The 17,379-nt window shown below is 47.2% G+C and carries 16 protein-coding genes; all 16 read left to right on the top strand.

What is annotated here, in order from left to right:
* The first annotated feature begins 112 nt into the window (after positions 1-112).
* The 16 genes from QZ209_RS06745 to QZ209_RS06670 all read left to right on the top strand — a co-directional run bounded on the left by QZ209_RS06745 (position 113) and on the right by QZ209_RS06670 (position 17,068).
* On the top strand, positions 113-931 hold the full coding sequence (locus QZ209_RS06745; RefSeq protein WP_294346296.1) for a phosphate ABC transporter substrate-binding protein: 819 nt from the start codon (positions 113-115) through the stop codon (positions 929-931).
* 223 nt (positions 932-1,154) lie between these two features.
* The gene (locus QZ209_RS06740) at positions 1,155-2,288 is read left to right on the top strand and encodes a substrate-binding domain-containing protein (protein WP_294346135.1); all 1,134 of its coding nucleotides are present in this window, start codon (positions 1,155-1,157) and stop codon (positions 2,286-2,288) included.
* 184 nt (positions 2,289-2,472) lie between these two features.
* A complete protein-coding gene (gene pstB / locus QZ209_RS06735; RefSeq protein WP_366515757.1) occupies positions 2,473-3,291 on the top strand; it encodes a phosphate ABC transporter ATP-binding protein PstB in 819 nt (272 codons plus the stop codon).
* A 21-nt stretch (positions 3,292-3,312) separates the two neighbouring features.
* The gene (gene pstC / locus QZ209_RS06730; protein ID WP_294346130.1) at positions 3,313-4,701 is read left to right on the top strand and encodes a phosphate ABC transporter permease subunit PstC; all 1,389 of its coding nucleotides are present in this window, start codon (positions 3,313-3,315) and stop codon (positions 4,699-4,701) included.
* The gene (pstA, locus tag QZ209_RS06725; protein ID WP_294346128.1) at positions 4,694-6,013 is read left to right on the top strand and encodes a phosphate ABC transporter permease PstA; all 1,320 of its coding nucleotides are present in this window, start codon (positions 4,694-4,696) and stop codon (positions 6,011-6,013) included. Before pstC ends, pstA (QZ209_RS06725) begins: the two co-directional genes overlap by 8 nt.
* A gap of 137 nt (positions 6,014-6,150) precedes the next feature.
* On the top strand, positions 6,151-7,314 hold the full coding sequence (locus QZ209_RS06720) for a PstC family ABC transporter permease (RefSeq protein ID WP_294346125.1): 1,164 nt from the start codon (positions 6,151-6,153) through the stop codon (positions 7,312-7,314).
* A 29-nt stretch (positions 7,315-7,343) separates the two neighbouring features.
* Positions 7,344-8,693 carry a phosphate ABC transporter permease PstA gene (gene pstA / locus QZ209_RS06715; RefSeq protein WP_294346122.1) on the top strand — a complete coding sequence of 450 codons (1,350 nt, stop codon included), beginning with the start codon at positions 7,344-7,346 and terminating at the stop codon, positions 8,691-8,693.
* Between the two features lie 6 nt (positions 8,694-8,699).
* Positions 8,700-9,560, top strand: a complete 861-nt coding sequence (gene pstB / locus QZ209_RS06710; protein ID WP_110023579.1) for a phosphate ABC transporter ATP-binding protein PstB — start codon at positions 8,700-8,702, stop codon at positions 9,558-9,560.
* Between the two features lie 19 nt (positions 9,561-9,579).
* Positions 9,580-10,266: a phosphate signaling complex protein PhoU gene (gene phoU, locus QZ209_RS06705; protein ID WP_294346111.1), complete on the top strand. Its 687-nt coding sequence runs from the start codon at positions 9,580-9,582 to the stop codon at positions 10,264-10,266.
* 253 nt (positions 10,267-10,519) lie between these two features.
* Positions 10,520-11,266 carry a PhoU domain-containing protein gene (locus tag QZ209_RS06700; protein ID WP_294346107.1) on the top strand — a complete coding sequence of 249 codons (747 nt, stop codon included), beginning with the start codon at positions 10,520-10,522 and terminating at the stop codon, positions 11,264-11,266.
* 150 nt (positions 11,267-11,416) lie between these two features.
* Positions 11,417-11,821, top strand: a complete 405-nt coding sequence (locus QZ209_RS06695; RefSeq protein WP_294346106.1) for a DoxX-like family protein — start codon at positions 11,417-11,419, stop codon at positions 11,819-11,821.
* Complete coding sequence (locus QZ209_RS06690; RefSeq protein WP_294346104.1) at positions 11,808-13,088, top strand: hypothetical protein; 1,281 nt, start codon at positions 11,808-11,810, stop codon at positions 13,086-13,088. Before QZ209_RS06695 ends, QZ209_RS06690 begins: the two co-directional genes overlap by 14 nt.
* Positions 13,089-13,097: 9 nt before the next feature.
* A complete protein-coding gene (locus QZ209_RS06685) occupies positions 13,098-14,381 on the top strand; it encodes a pentapeptide repeat-containing protein (RefSeq protein WP_294346103.1) in 1,284 nt (427 codons plus the stop codon).
* Between the two features lie 113 nt (positions 14,382-14,494).
* Positions 14,495-15,358 (top strand): glycosyltransferase family 2 protein, encoded by an 864-nt coding sequence (locus tag QZ209_RS06680; RefSeq protein WP_294346101.1) that lies wholly within the window; start codon positions 14,495-14,497, stop codon positions 15,356-15,358.
* Between the two features lie 109 nt (positions 15,359-15,467).
* Positions 15,468-15,731: a Nif11-like leader peptide family natural product precursor gene (locus QZ209_RS06675; RefSeq protein WP_294346099.1), complete on the top strand. Its 264-nt coding sequence runs from the start codon at positions 15,468-15,470 to the stop codon at positions 15,729-15,731.
* Positions 15,732-15,787: 56 nt separating this feature from the next.
* Complete coding sequence (locus QZ209_RS06670) at positions 15,788-17,068, top strand: hypothetical protein (RefSeq protein ID WP_294346098.1); 1,281 nt, start codon at positions 15,788-15,790, stop codon at positions 17,066-17,068.
* Positions 17,069-17,379 lie beyond the last annotated feature (311 nt).

The raw sequence follows: 17,379 nt of genomic DNA, 5'->3' as shown, positions 1-17,379 counted from the left end.
GCTCACGATTGTTACCGTTACCGCTTCTCCTTCGAACGGGAGAGGCGGTGATTTTCGGGAGAGACTGCAAAGCTTTTCTATTTTTATAATTTCATAATTAAGAATGAAGATGATGAACAAGATGAAAAAAATGCTGATGCTTGTTGCGGTTTTCTGTTTCGCCGCAGCCGGACCTGTTCAGGCCAAGGATGCCATTGTCATGGACGGTTCAACAACAGTCGGCCCGATCGCAAAATCTTTTGCGGCGTATTTTACAAAAAACACGGGAGTTCAGGTTACCGTCAGTGAATCAGGCAGCGGTAACGGCGCTAAAAGTCTCATCAATGGGGCTTGTGATATCGCCAACATGTCCCGTCCGATGAAAGAAAAAGAAGCTAATGCTGCAAAAGCAAAGGGAATCGATCCTGTAGAGCATGTTGTCGCTCTCGACGGACTGTCGGTTGTTGTGCATCCGAGCAACTACGTCGCCGCACTGAAAATCGAGCAGATCCGTGACATTTACACCGGCAAAGTTACCAACTGGAGTAACGTTGGGGGGCCAAATGCAAAAATCGTCGTTATCCAGCGTGAGTCGAACAGCGGTACCCAGGACTCCTTCAGGAAACTTGTTGTCGGTAAAGGCAATCCTGTTACCAAGCGTGCTGAAACTCAGGCCAGCAATGGTGCTGTTAAAAGCCGTGTTGCATCGACTCCTGCCGCTATTGGCTTCATCGGCCTTGGTTTTGTCGATGACTCGGTCAAGCCTCTTATTGTTAACGGTGTCGAGCCAAGTGAAGAAACCGTTAAAAACGGTTCCTATCCGGTTGCACGTCCTTTGTTCATGTACACGAACGGCCAGCCTTCTGGCGTTGTCAAGGAGTTCATCGATCTGCCGAAAACCGAAGACGGTAAACGTATGATCAGCGAGCTTGGTTACGTTAATCGCTATTGATCGGCTGTAAATGGATTGATTGCGGTTTTTTCTGACAGTAAGAGCCACCCCTTGGTTGGGGGTGGCTTTTTTTATTGTGTTTGATACAGTTGTGTTACAAAACTGTCAACAATTACTCATATAAATAGAGAAAAGTGGTTCAAGTTGTAACTACTACAACATACCAGTCATGGTACGTTCTTGCTGTTATTCTCTATTTCAAAAAATATAAAAGGGGATGGAAATGAAGAAAACTGTTTCTTTGGCAGCGTTTTTGCTTTTGCTGGCAGGTTCCTTGTCGGTGATCGGTTGCGGGTCCAAAGCGGATCAGCCCGGCAAGAAAGACGAGGCTGTCCGTCAGACTGGCCAGGCAAGCGAAGGTGCGCAGTCCGCACGTGGCTACATCAGTATTGTCGGTTCCTCGACCGTGTATCCGTTTGCAACGGTTGTTGCCGAGCGGTTTGGGAAAACAACCGATTTCAAAACTCCAAAAATCGAGTCTACCGGTTCCGGCGGTGGTTTCAAGCTCTTTTCTGCCGGGGTAGGAGTGGAACATCCGGATATCACCAACGCTTCCCGCAGGATCAAAAAATCCGAATGCGAGAAATGTGCTGAAAACGGTGTGGCGGAAGTTGTCGAGATAAAGATCGGCTATGACGGTATCGTTATGGCAAACTCGAAAAAAGCCATGCCATTCATGTTGAGCCGCAAGGATATCTTTCTCGCTCTTGCAAAAGAAGTTCCTGCTCCCGGTGGTGCGGAGGGTGAACTCGTTGTCAACCCGTACACAGCATGGAAAGAGGTAAACCAAAATCTTCCGGAAATAAAAATCGAAGTGCTCGGTCCGCCTCCTACCTCGGGAACTCGTGATGCTTTCGTGGAGTTAGCTATGGAAGCGGGGGCAAAGGAGTTCGGTTGGATAAAAGCGCTTAAAAAAGAAGACAAGGACAAGTTCAAGAAAATAAGCCATACCCTCAGGGAAGATGGCGCGTATATCGAGGCTGGTGAAAACGATAACCTCATTGTTCAGAAGCTCGATGCCAATGCAGATGCTCTGGGTATTTTCGGTTTCGGCTTCCTCGATCAGAACAGCGACAAGATCCAGGGTACTTTTATCGATGGTGTTCAGCCTGCTTTCGATGCTATTGCCGATGGTTCATACCCTCTTTCACGCCCTCTGTTTTTCTATGTCAAAAAAGCTCATGTAGGGACTATTCCGGGTGTGGGTGAGTATCTCGCCGAGTTTACATCCGAAAATGCATGGGGCGATGAAGGGTACCTTACCGAAAAAGGCTTGATTCCGATGCCTCAGGAAGAAAGAGATGTATTTGCGAAAGCTGCAGCGGAACTCACTCCGATTTCATGTGACGAATTGTAGTTCGCAGGTGTTTAGAAGTAATGTTACATCGCTTTTCTCATGGCCGGCAGATACACTGCCGGCCGATACTATTCTACCCTTCGCGATAGTTTGAGATTGTTTTTACCCAATGGGAAAAAACTCTTAGGGTTGACGGTAGGTATATACTTTGTCGGTTATGCAAGATGTACTGAAAAAAAAGAGCATGGAAAAACGTATTCTTGCTCCAAGAGACAGCCGTGAAACAATTGGAAACATCAATGTTCCCAATCCACGAATGGTTTGTCGAAACGTCAATGTCTATTACGATGACAAGCAGGCGATTCGAAATGTATCGATCGATATCGGGTCGAACGAAGTACTTGCGATGATCGGTCCGTCAGGATGCGGGAAATCAACCTTTTTGCGCTGTCTGAACCGGATGAACGATACTATCGAGAGTTGTCGTGTGAACGGTCAGATTTTTTTCGACGGTTCGAACATCTATGATCCCTCCGTTGATGTCGTTCCTCTCAGGGCACAGATAGGTATGGTTTTCCAGAAACCAAACCCTTTTCCAAAATCAATCTACGAGAACGTCAGTTGGGCTCCTATAATTCATGGGCTCGTCGAGACGAAAGCCGATGCGGATGAGATTGTCGAAACCTCCTTGCATAAGGCCGGTCTATGGGATGAGGTCAAGGATCGACTCGGCCAACCGGGTACAGGCCTGTCTGGAGGGCAACAGCAACGTCTTTGTATCGCTCGTGCAATTGCCGTCAGTCCGGAAGTTATTCTCATGGATGAACCCTGCTCGGCACTCGACCCAATAGCAACTGCAAAAATCGAGGACCTTATTGACGAGTTACGTGAACAGTATACCATTGTGATCGTAACGCATTCCATGCAGCAGGCGTCAAGGGTCTCGCAACGAACTGCGTTTTTCCATCTCGGAGACCTGATAGAAGTGGGTTCGACAGGGACTGTTTTTACCAAACCGTCCCATCAGTTGACCGAGGATTATATTACCGGTCGATACGGCTGAAGAATCAATCGAGCTAACCTTATGATTGTACCAGTTCTTCTTCTGATACTGCTGGCATTGTCGGTTGCAGGGTTTTTTCTTGGTCGAAAAAAAGCTTCCGCTGTGGCAAAATCAGCGGGGGGGCGGCATAAACTGCATTCGCGTCCGAACTACTATGGGATTGTAACAGGATTGTGGTGCTGTCTGCCGGCCTTTTTCCTTTTTTTACTCTGGCTGATTTTTGAGCAACGTATCGTCACCTCTCTCGTAATCGCGGATCTTCCACCCACACTGCAGCAGCTTCCCAGAGAGCGTCTCGTGCTGATTGTGCAGGATATTCGGAATCTGGCGACTGGAAACATCGTGTCAGGTGAGATCACTCCCGAGATGAGAGACGCTGCGGCACATTTCCTGGAGTTGCAGGATATTGGCACCATGATTACCAGTGTGCTCGTTCTTGTTGTTGCTTTGGCGGGTATACTGTTTTTCTATCGACGTATAACACCGGAACTCCGGGCCAGGAATCAGGTGGAGATCGTCATCAAATCGCTTTTGATTGTCTGTTCCACCATTGCGATTTTCACTACGGTAGGTATTGTGCTTTCTGTGCTGTATGAAGCCATTCGTTTTTTTCGTCATGTGCCGGTTACGGATTTTTTGTTCGGTCTTGAATGGAGCCCGCAAATGGCGATCAGGGAGGAGCAGGTTGGTTCTTCGGGTGCATTCGGAGCGGTGCCCGTTTTTGCGGGGACACTGCTTATTTCTGCCATTGCCATGATGGTCGCCGTTCCAGTCGGTTTACTGTCCGCTATTTTCCTGTCTGAATATGCAGATAAAAAAATCAGAGCTGTTGTAAAACCCCTCCTGGAAATTCTTGCGGGTGTTCCTACTGTTGTCTATGGCTTTTTTGCCGCTCTGGTCGTTGCTCCTTCCATACGGGCGGTCGGTTCGCAAATCGGTCTCGATGTTTCTTCGGAAAGTGCTCTGGCGGCCGGACTGGTAATGGGAATCATGATCATTCCGTTTGTTTCTTCACTTTCGGATGATGTCATAAACGCGGTTCCCCAGTCATTGAGGGATGGAGCCTACAGTGTAGGCGCAACCAGATCGGAAACCGTCAAGCATGTATTGATTCCTGCAGCATTGCCGGGTATCGTCGGCGGAATTTTGCTGGCGGTATCACGGGCGATAGGTGAAACCATGATCGTTGTCATGGCGGCGGGTCTTTCTGCCAATCTAACGGCGAATCCTCTCCAGGCCGTAACGACCGTGACGGTTCAGATCGTTACGTTACTGGTGGGTGATCAGGAATTCGACAGTCCAAAAACTCTTGCAGCGTTTGCACTCGGACTGGTGCTATTCATTGGTACGCTTTTGTTGAATATCATTGCCTTGACGGTAGTGAGAAAATATCGGGAGAGATATGAGTAGCCAGAAGGAACAGCGTCCGGTTGCAGGCAATCGGGGCTACATTCGACAAAAAAAGGAGCGAACAATCGATATCGTCAGCAGAAGGTTGGCGCAACGATATAGAAAAGAAAAACGATTCAAGCTCTATGGTTTGTTTTCCATTATACTCAGCACGGTATTCCTCGCTGTTCTGTTAACGAGTATCGTCTCGAATGGTTACAGTGCTTTTTTTCAGACATACATCAAACTCGATGTGACCCTCGAATCAACGATGCTGGATCGTGAAAATCTCGGGAAGTCTGACTTTCAGGGAATTATCAAACAATCGATCACCAAGCTTTATCCTGAGGTCGCGGATCGGAAAAGCAAGCGTGAGCTTTATGCGCTGTTCAGTTCGGGTGCTGCTTTTCAGCTTCGTGAAACGGTTATGAAAAATCCGGGGCTTGTCGGAAAAACGATACCTTACTGGGTACCTGCTGATGATGATGTTGATATGCTTATGAAAGGGCATAGTAAAAGGGGGGTTCCGGAAAACGAGAGACGTCTTGACGACAGGCAGCTTGGCTGGATAGACAAACTGGTCGATCAGAACAGAATAGAAAAAAAGTTCAACGTCACTTTTTTTACGGCCGGAGATTCGAGAGAGCCTGAACTGGCTGGAATCTGGGGGGCGGTGAAAGGCTCTTTTTTTACATTGCTCGTTACCCTGGCGCTTTCATTCCCTATAGGGATCGCTGCAGCCGTCTATCTCGAAGAGTTCGCTCCGAAAAACCTTGCAACGGATTTTATCGAAGTCAATATCAACAATCTTGCTGCTGTACCGTCGATTGTTTTCGGTTTACTCGGCCTTGCCGTTTTTCTTAACTTTTTCGGCATGCCAAGATCGACCTCCCTGGTGGGAGGGTTGGTTCTCATGCTCATGACACTGCCGACAATTATCATCGCCAGCAGGGCAGCGCTGAAGGCTGTTCCTCCGTCAATTCGTGAAGCTGCTTTAGGCGTTGGTTCTTCAAAAATGCAGATGGTTTCGAACCATGTGTTGCCTCTCGCTCTTCCCGGGATGCTGACCGGTACCATAATCGGAATGGCGCAGGCGCTGGGTGAAACCGCACCATTATTGATGATCGGAATGGTTGCTTTTATCGTTGACATCCCCGGAGGTTTTACCGATCCGGCCGCTGTCATGCCCGTTCAGATTTACCTTTGGGCTGACAGTCCCGAAAGAGCTTTTCTCGAGCGAACATCGGCCGCCATCATGGTTTTACTTGCTTTTTTGATCATGATGAACGCTGTGGCGGTCATCATGAGAAGGCGCTTCGAAAAGCGTTGGTGAAAGTGATGGTGTTGTATCAGATGTAACAGATTTGTAACATGGCGGGCATTGTCAGCTCCAGCAGGAGAGTATACATTACAGTACATTTTTCGAGTGCCTTTCTCATTATCTTTTTTCAGATTTAAAACGCGTGTTGTATGGCTGAAGCGACACTGGATGGCGGGAAAAAATCGGATGCTTTTGTGCTCACTCCCGAAAAACTTCGCAGACAAAGAATCGCAAGGTTTTTCGGTGAAGGCTTTCTGTTGCTGGTGGCGTCATTTGTCGCTATCGTCGTTCTCTTCATTTTTTACTTCGTCGCGGTTGACGCCATTCCTTTCTTTCAGCAACGGGGGTTTGTGGAATTTTTTTCCAGCACCAACTGGTATCCGGCTGACGAACCCGGGGAGTTTGGAGCCCTGGCCATTATCTATGGCAGTGGTATGGTGACCATCGGGTCTGCACTTATTGCCGTACCTCTCGGAATATCTGCAGCTATATGTCTGAGTGACGTTCTGCCTTTTTCAATAAGGCAGTATGCCAAGCCGGTCATTGAAATGCTCGCAGCGATTCCTTCAGTTGCTTACGGCTTTTTCGCGCTTGTTATTTTCGCTCCTCTCCTTCAGAATTACGGTGGTCCGATATTGATGTGGGCATGGTGGCTCATTGCAGGTCCTTTTGTGATTCTTGCCGTCATCGTTGTTTCCGATCTGTTGACTTCGGGAGACAAAGGAGGGGCGAACCGCGAGACAATGCGGTTCATAGTGACAGCGGTGCTGGGAGTACTAGCGGTTCTCTTTCTTTACTGGGTGGGAAAGACACTCAATGCGATCCAGATTCTCAGTGGAACAAACGCTCTCAATGTTTCTCTGATTCTCAGTTTCATGGCATTGCCGACTATAGTCAGTGTTTCTGAGGATTCTCTGCAGGCGGTCGGCCGGGAGTTGAGAGAAGGCAGTTATGCACTCGGGGCAACGAGAGCCGAAACAATAGTGAAAACGGTGCTGCCGGCCGCCAGCAGCGGTATTCTCGCAGCGGTTATACTCGGTATCATGCGTGCCATAGGTGAAACCATGGTTGTATGGATGGCATCGGGTAACTCTTCGCATATTCCCGATCCCTGGTATAATTATCTTGATTCTATACGAACCCTGACGGCGACCATTGCCGGTGATATGGGAGAGGCGGATCAGGTTACCGGTTCGGCCCGCTATCATGTTCTTTTTGCGATGGGACTTCTGCTTCTTGTTTTCAGTTTTATCAGTAACCTTGTCAGCGAGCGAATCGTTGTTCGGCAGAGGAAGATTCTTGCCGGAGAGTAGGCCACTGTCACTCAATTATCATTGAACTCATGGATCTCGGAACCAGAAAAATACTTGACCGATCGTTTACCGCTGTCGGTGTTACTTCGATACTGTTAATGGCTATGGCTTTGTTGGTCGTGATTGTACCGATTTTCTCCAATGGTATCGGGGCGATATTTTTCAAGGGTACGATCGAGCATAGAAAGTTACAGTACAACGAGTTCCGAAAAGGAAATCCGGATGTTCTTCAGCAACAAATAACCGAAACCGATTCTTATAGAAACAATGCCTTCAGTATCGTCGAGGCATTCGAGGCCGAAATGGAGGGCATGGAGCCAGGTGAAAAGAAAAAAGAGTATGCCTCTCAGTATACAAGCGTCAGAAAGATCCTCGCTCATCTTCTCGGCCCGCTTCCGGGGGATATGGAGCCTATTCTGCTGCGTTACCAGTATGGAGCTACACGCTGGGAAAAAGCCGAGGAGGCTCTGCACGAACTCATGTTTGTCACGAAATGGGATTACTCGGATCCCACAAAGATGGCAACACAGTATTTTGTGCCCAGAGCTGATGAATTTGCCGGGACGGCATTAGCCGATCTGTTTCCTTACATGGAAAACAATCTCGAGAAAATGCTGCTTCCCGAACAGACCTTTTACTGGGGGTTCATTACCGAACGTTCGCTCGATGCTCATATTTTCGGGGGGATCTGGGCTGAGATTCAAGGTACTTTTTTCCTTGCGGTCGGTGCAATGCTGTTTGCCTTTCCTCTTGGGGTGATCGCTGCGATATATTTTACGGAATATGCCAAGGATAACTTTTTTACCAGTATTCTTCGCAGTGCCAACAGTACACTCGCAGGTGTTCCGAGTATTGTTTTCGGTCTTTTCGGCCTAGCGTTTTTTATCAATACCATGAAAGTTTCCGAGTCGAAAAGTGTTCTTGCGGGTTCACTGACACTTGCGATTATGATTCTACCGACAATAATCAGGGCTGCTGAAGAGGCGATTCTGGCGGTACCGAAAACCTACAAAGAAGCATCTCTCGGGCTTGGTTCGACCAAGTGGAGAACTATTGTAACCGTTATCCTGCCTGCGGCTTTACCCGGGATCATAACCGGAGGAATCATCAGCCTCGGACGTGCAGCTGGAGAAACCGCGCCGATAATTTTCACTGCAGCGGTCAGTGTCGGTGCTACAATAGGTCTTGCCGATGTGTTCAATTCGCCTACACCGGCCCTTTCATGGAACATCTATAATCTTGCCAGTGAACATGAGGCTGCAAATGAGATTCGTCATGTACAGTATGGCATGGTACTTGCACTCATATCGATCGTGCTATTGCTGAATTTATCGGCTATATTGCTGAGAGCCCGGATTTCTCAAAAATTAAAAGGTTAAAGAGTAATGCAGATGACCGCAGAAGAAAGAGAGGTAAACAAGGTCGCAGCTAAAAGTGGGGCGAACCGGGAAATTTTTCTTCCTCCAGAAAGAGAAAGGGTCAAGGATGGAGGAAAACCTCATGTAAGTGCAAAGAATTTCTCGATTTTCTATGGAAATTTCGAGGCGGTAAAAAAAGTCAATGCCGATATTCTATCGAAGTACGTCACTGCTATCATCGGACCCAGCGGTTGTGGAAAGAGCACGTTTTTACGAGCAATAAACCGTATGAACGATCTCATTCCCTCCTGTTATACAACCGGAACGCTTATGTTTGACGGTGAAGATGTCTACGGCAGGTATACCGATGAAGTCCAGCTCAGGAAGAAAATCGGAATGGTTTTCCAGAAACCGAATCCTTTTCCGAAGTCAATTTTTGACAACATCGCTTACGGACCTCGACTTCATGGCGTGAAAGATAAAAAAATGCTCGAGGAAGTAGTAGAGAAAAGCCTTCGTAAAGCGGCATTGTGGGATGAAGTGAAGGATCGTCTCGACAGAAACGCTCTCGGGTTGAGCGGTGGCCAGCAGCAGCGTTTATGCGTTGCCCGTACCCTTGCGGTTGAACCGGAAATATTGTTGCTCGACGAACCCACATCGGCTCTTGATCCTAAGGCAACGGCTAAAATTGAAGATCTTATCGAGGAATTGCGGGGAAGTTATACTATACTTATCGTGACTCATAACATGCAACAGGCATCCCGTGTCTCCGATTATACCATGTTTTATTATGAGGGTGATCTTGTAGAATATGCCCCTACCAAACAGCTTTTTACCAATCCAAGAGATCAGGTGACCGAAGATTATATCACCGGAAGGTTCAGCTGAACACAAAAAAACTACTCTTATGGCGGACAGACCCGTTCACGAGCACATAAAGGATTTATCCAACTCCTTGGTTATCCTTTCCGACAAGGTTCTCAAAAACTTTTCGGGAGCGATGGCGGCTTTGTTCAGCAGTGACCTGGAGGGCGGCGATCATATAAAACTTGCTGATGGTGAAATCGACGCCTCGGAAGTCAGACTCGAGGAACAGTGTCTTGTTTTTCTTGCGCTTCAACAGCCGGTGGCAAGGGACCTGAGAACCATCATCACCATCCTGAAAATCAATACGGATCTTGAAAGAATCGGCGATCTGGCTGTACATATTTCCGAAAGAATTCCAGAAATCGATCGGGCGTTTCTCAGAGATTTTCATTTTGAAAAGATGGGAGAGCTGGCAAAAGAGATGGTCCAGAAGTCTATACAGGCTTTTGTCAACAAGGACCGTCAACTTGCTGAAGAGGTATGTGAAATGGACGAGGAGCTCGACGCGATCCATCGGGCGGTTTTTAAAAAGGTGTCTGCAGAAATACGGCATGCAGAGGCCGACGCCACACAGTATATCGTCGCGATGAGTATTTCGCGATACATTGAAAGAATCGGTGATCATGCAACCAGAATTGCAAGAGAAGTTCTCTATCTCATCACTGGAGAAATTATTCGTCATTCCGAAAGTTCCTTCGAAAAGCTGATCCAGTCTTTGAAAGATTAATCTTGCTATACAAAGCCCGGCATCATAGTTGTCTTTGATGTCGGGTTTTATTTTTTTTTTGCAATTGACCCATTTACTCAGCTAAATTGTCACCACTTGGATTGAGCTTTCAACTTGTGCTCGATACATTCATATTGTGTTGTCCGATGAATTTGCTCCTGGAAAACGATGTTGTAAGAAACGTTTTTTTACTACAGAGCTTCCGGAGTGATTTCGTCATCTCTTTACAAACAGCTTAGCATACACTGAAACAATGAAACTTTTCGGGAAAAAAGGTGCCGGTAGTGGTGGCGCGAAAAAGGGAATAGAAAAAGTTGCTCGTCCAGACGCTTTTACAATCAAGATCGATCCGGCCAAGTTCAGACTCGCGACAAAACCCGAAGGGCCTGTTCATGAGCAGCTTGAAACACTGAAACAGAAGTTGACAAAACTATCCTCGAACGTCGAGAACAATCTGATGCTCGTTATTCGTGCGTCAACCAAGAAGAACAGCGATCTTGCTCAATCAGCGTTCGAGTTCGACAAAGAGTATATTCAAAAAGGTAAATTTGAGGTAGAATATCTTTGTCTTGCCTATAGTTGTTTCCAGGATCTTGGTGAAGAAAATAAGAAAGTGGTCGATACGGCTCGCGAGATCATGCAGAAACTGGAGGTTATCGGTCAGTATGCGCTGAATATCGCGGACAAGACCGAGTATGTCCAGTTGGCAAACATCGAGGTGCTCCATAAAGATGAATATGATCTCAAGCCTATGGGGGATATAACAGCCGAGATGATCAAAAAAGCCGTCGAAGCTTTTGCGAGTGGCAACAGTAAGCACGCTTCCGAAACTCTCGATATGATGAAAGAGATCGATGAGATTTATGAAAAAGCGGTTACAAAACTCAGGGATGAGGTGACTGACCAGAACATCACAAACTCTACAGGAATACTCTCTGTTGTCGAGCATGTAAAAATGTCGGCAGATATATCGTGCGATATATCCCGTATGCTGTTGTAGGGGTACAATACAATCCCCAATATCATCGCCAGATCCGGTCACATCCGGATCTGCACAAGCTGCATGTTTTGTTCATTCTCCTTTTCCCCAACATGATATCCTCGGGTTTTCCTTATCTTCCTTCATTTCTCCATCACGCATATTTTGCCCATGAACAGGTTTAAAGAGAATTCTCCCGTCCTTGTAACAGCCCGTCTGGTTCTGGCTTTTTCATGGATATACCAGGGGGCGGTACCAAAACTTATCTGTCGTAGTCCTGGAGAGATAGAGCTATTGGAACATGTAATCAAAGTTAATGAACTGGCCTGCACTCTCATCGTCTGGATGGGATACGGGGAAGTGTTGTTCGGATTTCTTCTTCTGTTTACCTCCCGCAGTTGGGTCTTCCTGCTGAATATTTTAGCTTTAGTCATTCTTCTGGGTTACGTTGCCGTTTTTCAGCCTGAACTTTTTACCTTGCCGTTCAATCCGCTGATCCTCAACGTATCTCTTATCGGTATGTCCCTGATAGCTTACGGTGAACTCAGAAAAAACAACTATCGTGCAGAGCGCTGACAAAAACAGGTTTACAATCGAACCCGCTACGATTGTAAGGATATACCTTTCGGTATCTGTTTTCATAATAGCATTCGCCGCCATTCTCGGTGCTGCAGGTGCCTGGGCGGAAAGCGAATTTCTCAATACGGTTCATCCTTATGTTTTTTTCGTCGGTTTCGGTAACCTTGCGATTCTTATTCTCAATCGTTATTTGATTTCGGCAGTCTATCCGGAACTCGAGGTCGATCCTGAAAAGCAGATGCGCTACATTTACGGAGTAGTGTTTTCCCTGTTTTTGGTTGTTCTGGCAGTGTACATGAAATGGCCGCTTCTGAAGGCCTTTGTGGGTTTGTTTCTGCTTTTCATCGTCACCATTGCGGCGAAGGATATTTTTGCAGCGCTTTCTATAGGTAAGATTTGGCACGAGGTATCCGTTCGATACTATATTTTTGATGTGCTTTTTTTGTTTGTTGCCAACCTCGGGCTGTTTGCTTTGGGAGTTAAAGAAGCATTTCCTGAATCGGGCATCGTTCCTTTTTTTGTGACCCAGTCAACCTACTTTCTGGGTTCCTCTTTTCCCTTGAGCATCAGCGTCATGGGATTTCTTTATACGTATGTTTGGCGTCGTTCGTCCGGTAAAAAATTGATCAGGAATCTATTCAGTATCTGGTCTTACATTTTCGTTGGCGGTGTTCTGGTATTTCTCATTGCAATCCTCTTGGGAAACTATCTTGGCATGATGTTGGTGAGTCATACTCTCATGCTCGGTGTCTTTGTGCTTTTGGTGGGTTTTGGCCGCTACCTGTACCGTTTTTTTTCTACGCAATTCCAGCATCCGGCACTTGCTTTTTTACTTTCCGGGCTTGCGATGCTTCTGGCTGCGAGTGCTTACGGTATTCTGAATATCTATTTTTTCAGATGGTTCGGCGCTGTGCCGCCAATTGCCGAAGAGAGGATGTGGATTTATCACTCACATACCCATGCTGCGCTCTTGGGATGGATATCATTCTCATTTACTGGGATGATCTATATCGTTGTCCCTGCCATTGTAAAATCGAACTCGCTTGAACTGTTGCGTTCCGAAAAAGCACTTTCACGCATTCTCGACACAGCGACTCTTTCCCGGGCTTTCCGTCAACTGACAGTAGCTCTTGTTGCCGCAACGTCTGTTTTACTCGCGTTCTATATGGAAAGTAACTCTCTTCTGGCGTTCGCTGGTGTTGTTTTCGGGTTCACGGTATATTATTCAAGAATAAACCTTGGAAAGGCCTTCAAAGGCCGTTAACGAACATTCATGAAACAATTCTGTATTGTCTGGGTCTTGTTGTGCTGTATGTCGATGCTCACTGTTTCGGGGTATTCTTACGACAATGAGCATTACAGTGCATTACAGCGAGGAGTCAAAAGCTGGAATGCAATGAGGGCCAAAGAGCCGGAAACCCGTTTTGATTTGAGCGGGGCGAACATGAAAGGCAAAAACCTCAAAGGCATCGATTTTAGTTATATGAACCTGACTGGAGCGATTTTTGAAGGTGCGGATCTCAGTGAGGCCGATCTCCGCGGAGCGGTTTTCGACAAGACGGTTTTCAAAAACGCTTTTCTCTATGAAGCTCTTCTTCGCGAGGCATCCTTACGTGATGCGGATCTGGAAGAAGCCGGCCTCGATGGGGCGGATATGAGAGGCGCCGTTCTGGACGGAGCCGTTCTTCGCCAGGCAGAGCTTGCCGGCAGTTTGTTGAGAGATGCGAGTCTCAGGGGAACAGATTTACGTGCAGCGAACCTCAGAATGGCTGATCTTGGGGATGCGAACCTCGATGGCGCTTATTTATGGCGTGCGGTTCTTGATGGCGCCAATCTTGAAGGAACTGTTGTTACGCCTGTTACCATCGTCGAAACCGGAAGCTTTGCCGACCGGGCGTGGGCAGAGAAAAAAGGGGCATCGTTAGCGAAATCTGAACATAGCGTTTCGGGAACAACAACCACCGAAAAAGAAGTGGTCGAGCAGCGAAAGAGCGCTGAAAAGATATTGGCAGAAAAAGAAGAGACGCTACAGGACGATCAGGATACGGCAAAGGTATATCTCGATAAAACATGGCCTATAAATCCTGTTCAGCAGAAGATACGTTTCGGGGTTACACGAGACAGTGTCGGAACACTCTTGTATGACGTGCATCAGCGGGAGCTCTTGGTCGATAATGTTTCCCGGTGGAACAAGATGCGAAAAGAGCATCCGGAAAAAGCCATACGTCTTGCTGAGGCAAAGTTGAGCGGAAAAATGCTCGATGGAGCTGATCTGCGAAATGCGGACCTGAGCGGGGCCTTGTTGAAGCGTACCGATCTTGTCGAAGCAGATATGAAGGGGGCAAATCTGAGAGGTGCCAATCTTCGTGAAGCTGATCTTACGAATGCCGATCTTCGGGGGGCCGATCTACGGGGAGCATATCTCTGGAGAGCGAACCTGAGCTGGACTATGTGGGAGGGTGCGACAGTCGATGCTCAAACCGTTCTGGGGACTGGCAAGAAAGCTACACCAGAATGGGCTAGACAGACAGGAGCGCTTTTCCGGCAGGGGGATTGAGAAGAAGCTCCCGTCACTGTTACTGTTAATACTGATATTTCCTGTTATCTTTTTACGATATCGCATATGAGAAAAAGCCTGCGATCCGGGAGAAATGAAAACTTGTGAGAGATATGAAAAGAAGAGGCGAACCGCTAGTGACGGTTACCATTCCTATGTATAATAATGAGAGATTCATTAGACAAACGATTGAATCGATTCTCGATCAAACATATTCGAATTTTGAACTGCTGATATATGACGACAATTCAACGGATGGATCATACGAGATAGCCGCTTCTTTCAATGACCCCAGGCTACGGGTTTTCAGAAACAAAAGGAATCTCGGACCTGAAGGAAACTGGAACAAGTCGATAAATGAGGTTAGGGGCAAGTACGTCAAGCTTGTATGCGGAGATGATGTTCTTTATCCGGATTGCCTTGAAAAGCAGGTTGCGGTTTTCGAAAAAAGCGTTTGTTCAGGCATAAGTCTCGTCTGCAGTCAAAGAACAATCATCGATCCGGAAGGCAAATCACTGATCAAGAAAATAAATCTTGTCGACAAGGGCCGGCACAAAGCTGTCGATATTACCAGAAAGCTCATTCGCATGGGAACAAATATTCTGGGAGAGCCTGCCTGTGGTCTGTATCCTGCATCACTTTTGCAGTATACTCATGGTTACAGTGCAAGGGTACCCTATACCATCGATCTTGAGTTCTGGATGCAGTTACTCAGGCTCGGTGATCTGTATATGATCGACGAGTCGCTCTGTGCGTTCAGGATTTCCGATGAGTCATGGTCGTCGAGGATTGGTGATATGCGCTATCATCAGTTCATAGAGTTCATGGAGCAGACAGCATCGGAAAAAATGTTCGAAGTGACAGACCTCGATATGTTCATCGGAAAAATCAATTGTGCCGTTCACTCGATGACCAGTACCGTTGGGTTCAAGCTGTTTGCCGGAACTGCTCAGGAAGAAGGTGGTTTTTTCAGTTGACAGGATAGCAGCTCCGGCTGTTTTTTGCCCCATGGTACTGGTATGAGACGTAAATATTGTGGATATTGAAAGGTAATAGACTTCTCGGTAACCTTATTATTGTGTGGTTATGTCAGTACAATCAGCAAAAGATTTTTTGGAAAAAATTACATCGGATGATGCATTTCGCCATTCGTTGATCAGCGAACTTGCAAAAGTCCGGTCTGAACTTGTTTCACAGGCCGGTTTTGAGTTCAATGAAAAAGAACTCGAAGAGGCAAAAAGCTCTTTGCCGGCAGGAGTCCTGGGTCAGATACCGGGCTGGTTTTGCGATATGGAAGAAAGCGGTAAGCCGTACAAGGGTCGAAAATGTGGAGGAGGACTTTGGCATTAGTCGACGATATTTTAGTGAAAAAGACGTCACCATCAACCTGATTAACTCCCTCGGATATGAAACCAATCTGCATCAACAACTACTGTTTTGACCATGTCCATATCTGGATTCAGTACCATTATGCGATTCCTCAGTTTGTGGAAGTGGCCATCGAGATCTTCTATCCTCGTGACCGTCAGGCTAACGGGCTTGTGATGTTTAACCATGGTTTTCTTATCGGTGTCGACCTGCTGTTTTATCCGAAAAAGATCCTCGGTTCATTGATCAACGACAACCCTCTTTTCGGCGTTCATCCATCGTACTATTATAACTACTCCAGAGCTCTTGCCGAACAGAACTGGGCCATGGCATATGTCACCGCCACGCATATGCAGATGCAGGGTGTTCCCTGGACCGATTTCGGAGGTAACCCGAGAGTGGGACAGGAGGCGTTCGCAGCGGCCTCGTATCTTATCAAGTACGGTGTGACCGATGAGTTTTACAAGGCAGAAAAAAAGTATAAAAACACTGCCATGTATAAACCGGAGGATGTAGAAAAAGCACGTTTTATGCGCTCTAACAACGTGATCTTCGCAGGACACTCGGTTGGAGGTGCACACGCACAGGTTCCCGCTACAGGTTTCGAGACCATGCAGCAAATTGGCAGTGACAGCTGCCGCCCGTTCGATCCTGTGATCTACGACAGGGAGATCTTCCCGAAATATTCTGAACGCATGTCCAGATGGGCTCCGGAAGAAAGAGCGGACCCGGTAGGACTTGTACAACTTTCTCCTGTTGATCAGAAAATGCCACTCATCGGTCCGGGCATGGCGGAGTACAGGAAGGTCCTGTCGGAAAGACAGCTGCCTATTCTCATGGTAGTCGGAGAATGTGACAGCGCCTCTTTGAAGGATTCCCAGCCTCCTGCATGGTCTCCCGATCCCGATACGATATCACAATTTTCCCAGCTTGCCCCGCAAGGTGGCGACTCATGGGCGGTCGTGGCCAATGTGAAGAATGGCAGTCATTGCGGTTATCTGACTAAAAAGAGTGATTTGTGCAGCCTGGCTGATGAAGATTCGGGACTTTGTCCGGAAGGAACGAAAACCTGGAAAGCCGGCGGAGAAGAAGCTGCATTCACCACGGAGCTTTTCAAACAGTTCATCGGCATGTATCCCGACGGCCAGGGATTTCCAGGTGACTTCAAAAAATGGATTCACAGCGATTTCATCAAGTGGCTCAACCGAGAAAATCCCTACGGTAAGATCAACCTGGTGCCGTTTTCTGACGATACTTATATCGATTATGCCTCTCGAGGAGGCTGCCCGCCGTTGGAAGGAAAGAAAGAGAAAAAATAGGGGAGTCCCGAATATACCTTCTCAGAAATTCAGTGGTCAAAGAGTTGTTGGACTGTTGAGTTACAGAAGGTGGTCTCAAAAGCACTCTCTCAAGACTGTCGGTCTCCGCATATACGTTTCAGGCACGGAGTCATGTCTACCCTTGAAATAGGTGTAAGGATTTCAAGGGGATGTGACATTAACCGTTGCCATTTCTTCTTAATTTTCCCCTCAATATTCGGGAAGGAACTGACTGCCTGAGCGAAAGCTGGAACGGCTCGGTCGATCCCTCAAACACCTCATCGAGATTGTCGAAGCACTCAAGGAAAGGG

The sequence above is a fragment of the Prosthecochloris sp. genome, assembly GCA_015482705.2.
Classification (GTDB): domain Bacteria; phylum Bacteroidota; class Chlorobiia; order Chlorobiales; family Chlorobiaceae; genus Prosthecochloris.
Note: the sequence above shows the minus strand (reverse complement) of the source record. Positions and strands in the feature narration are given on the sequence as shown.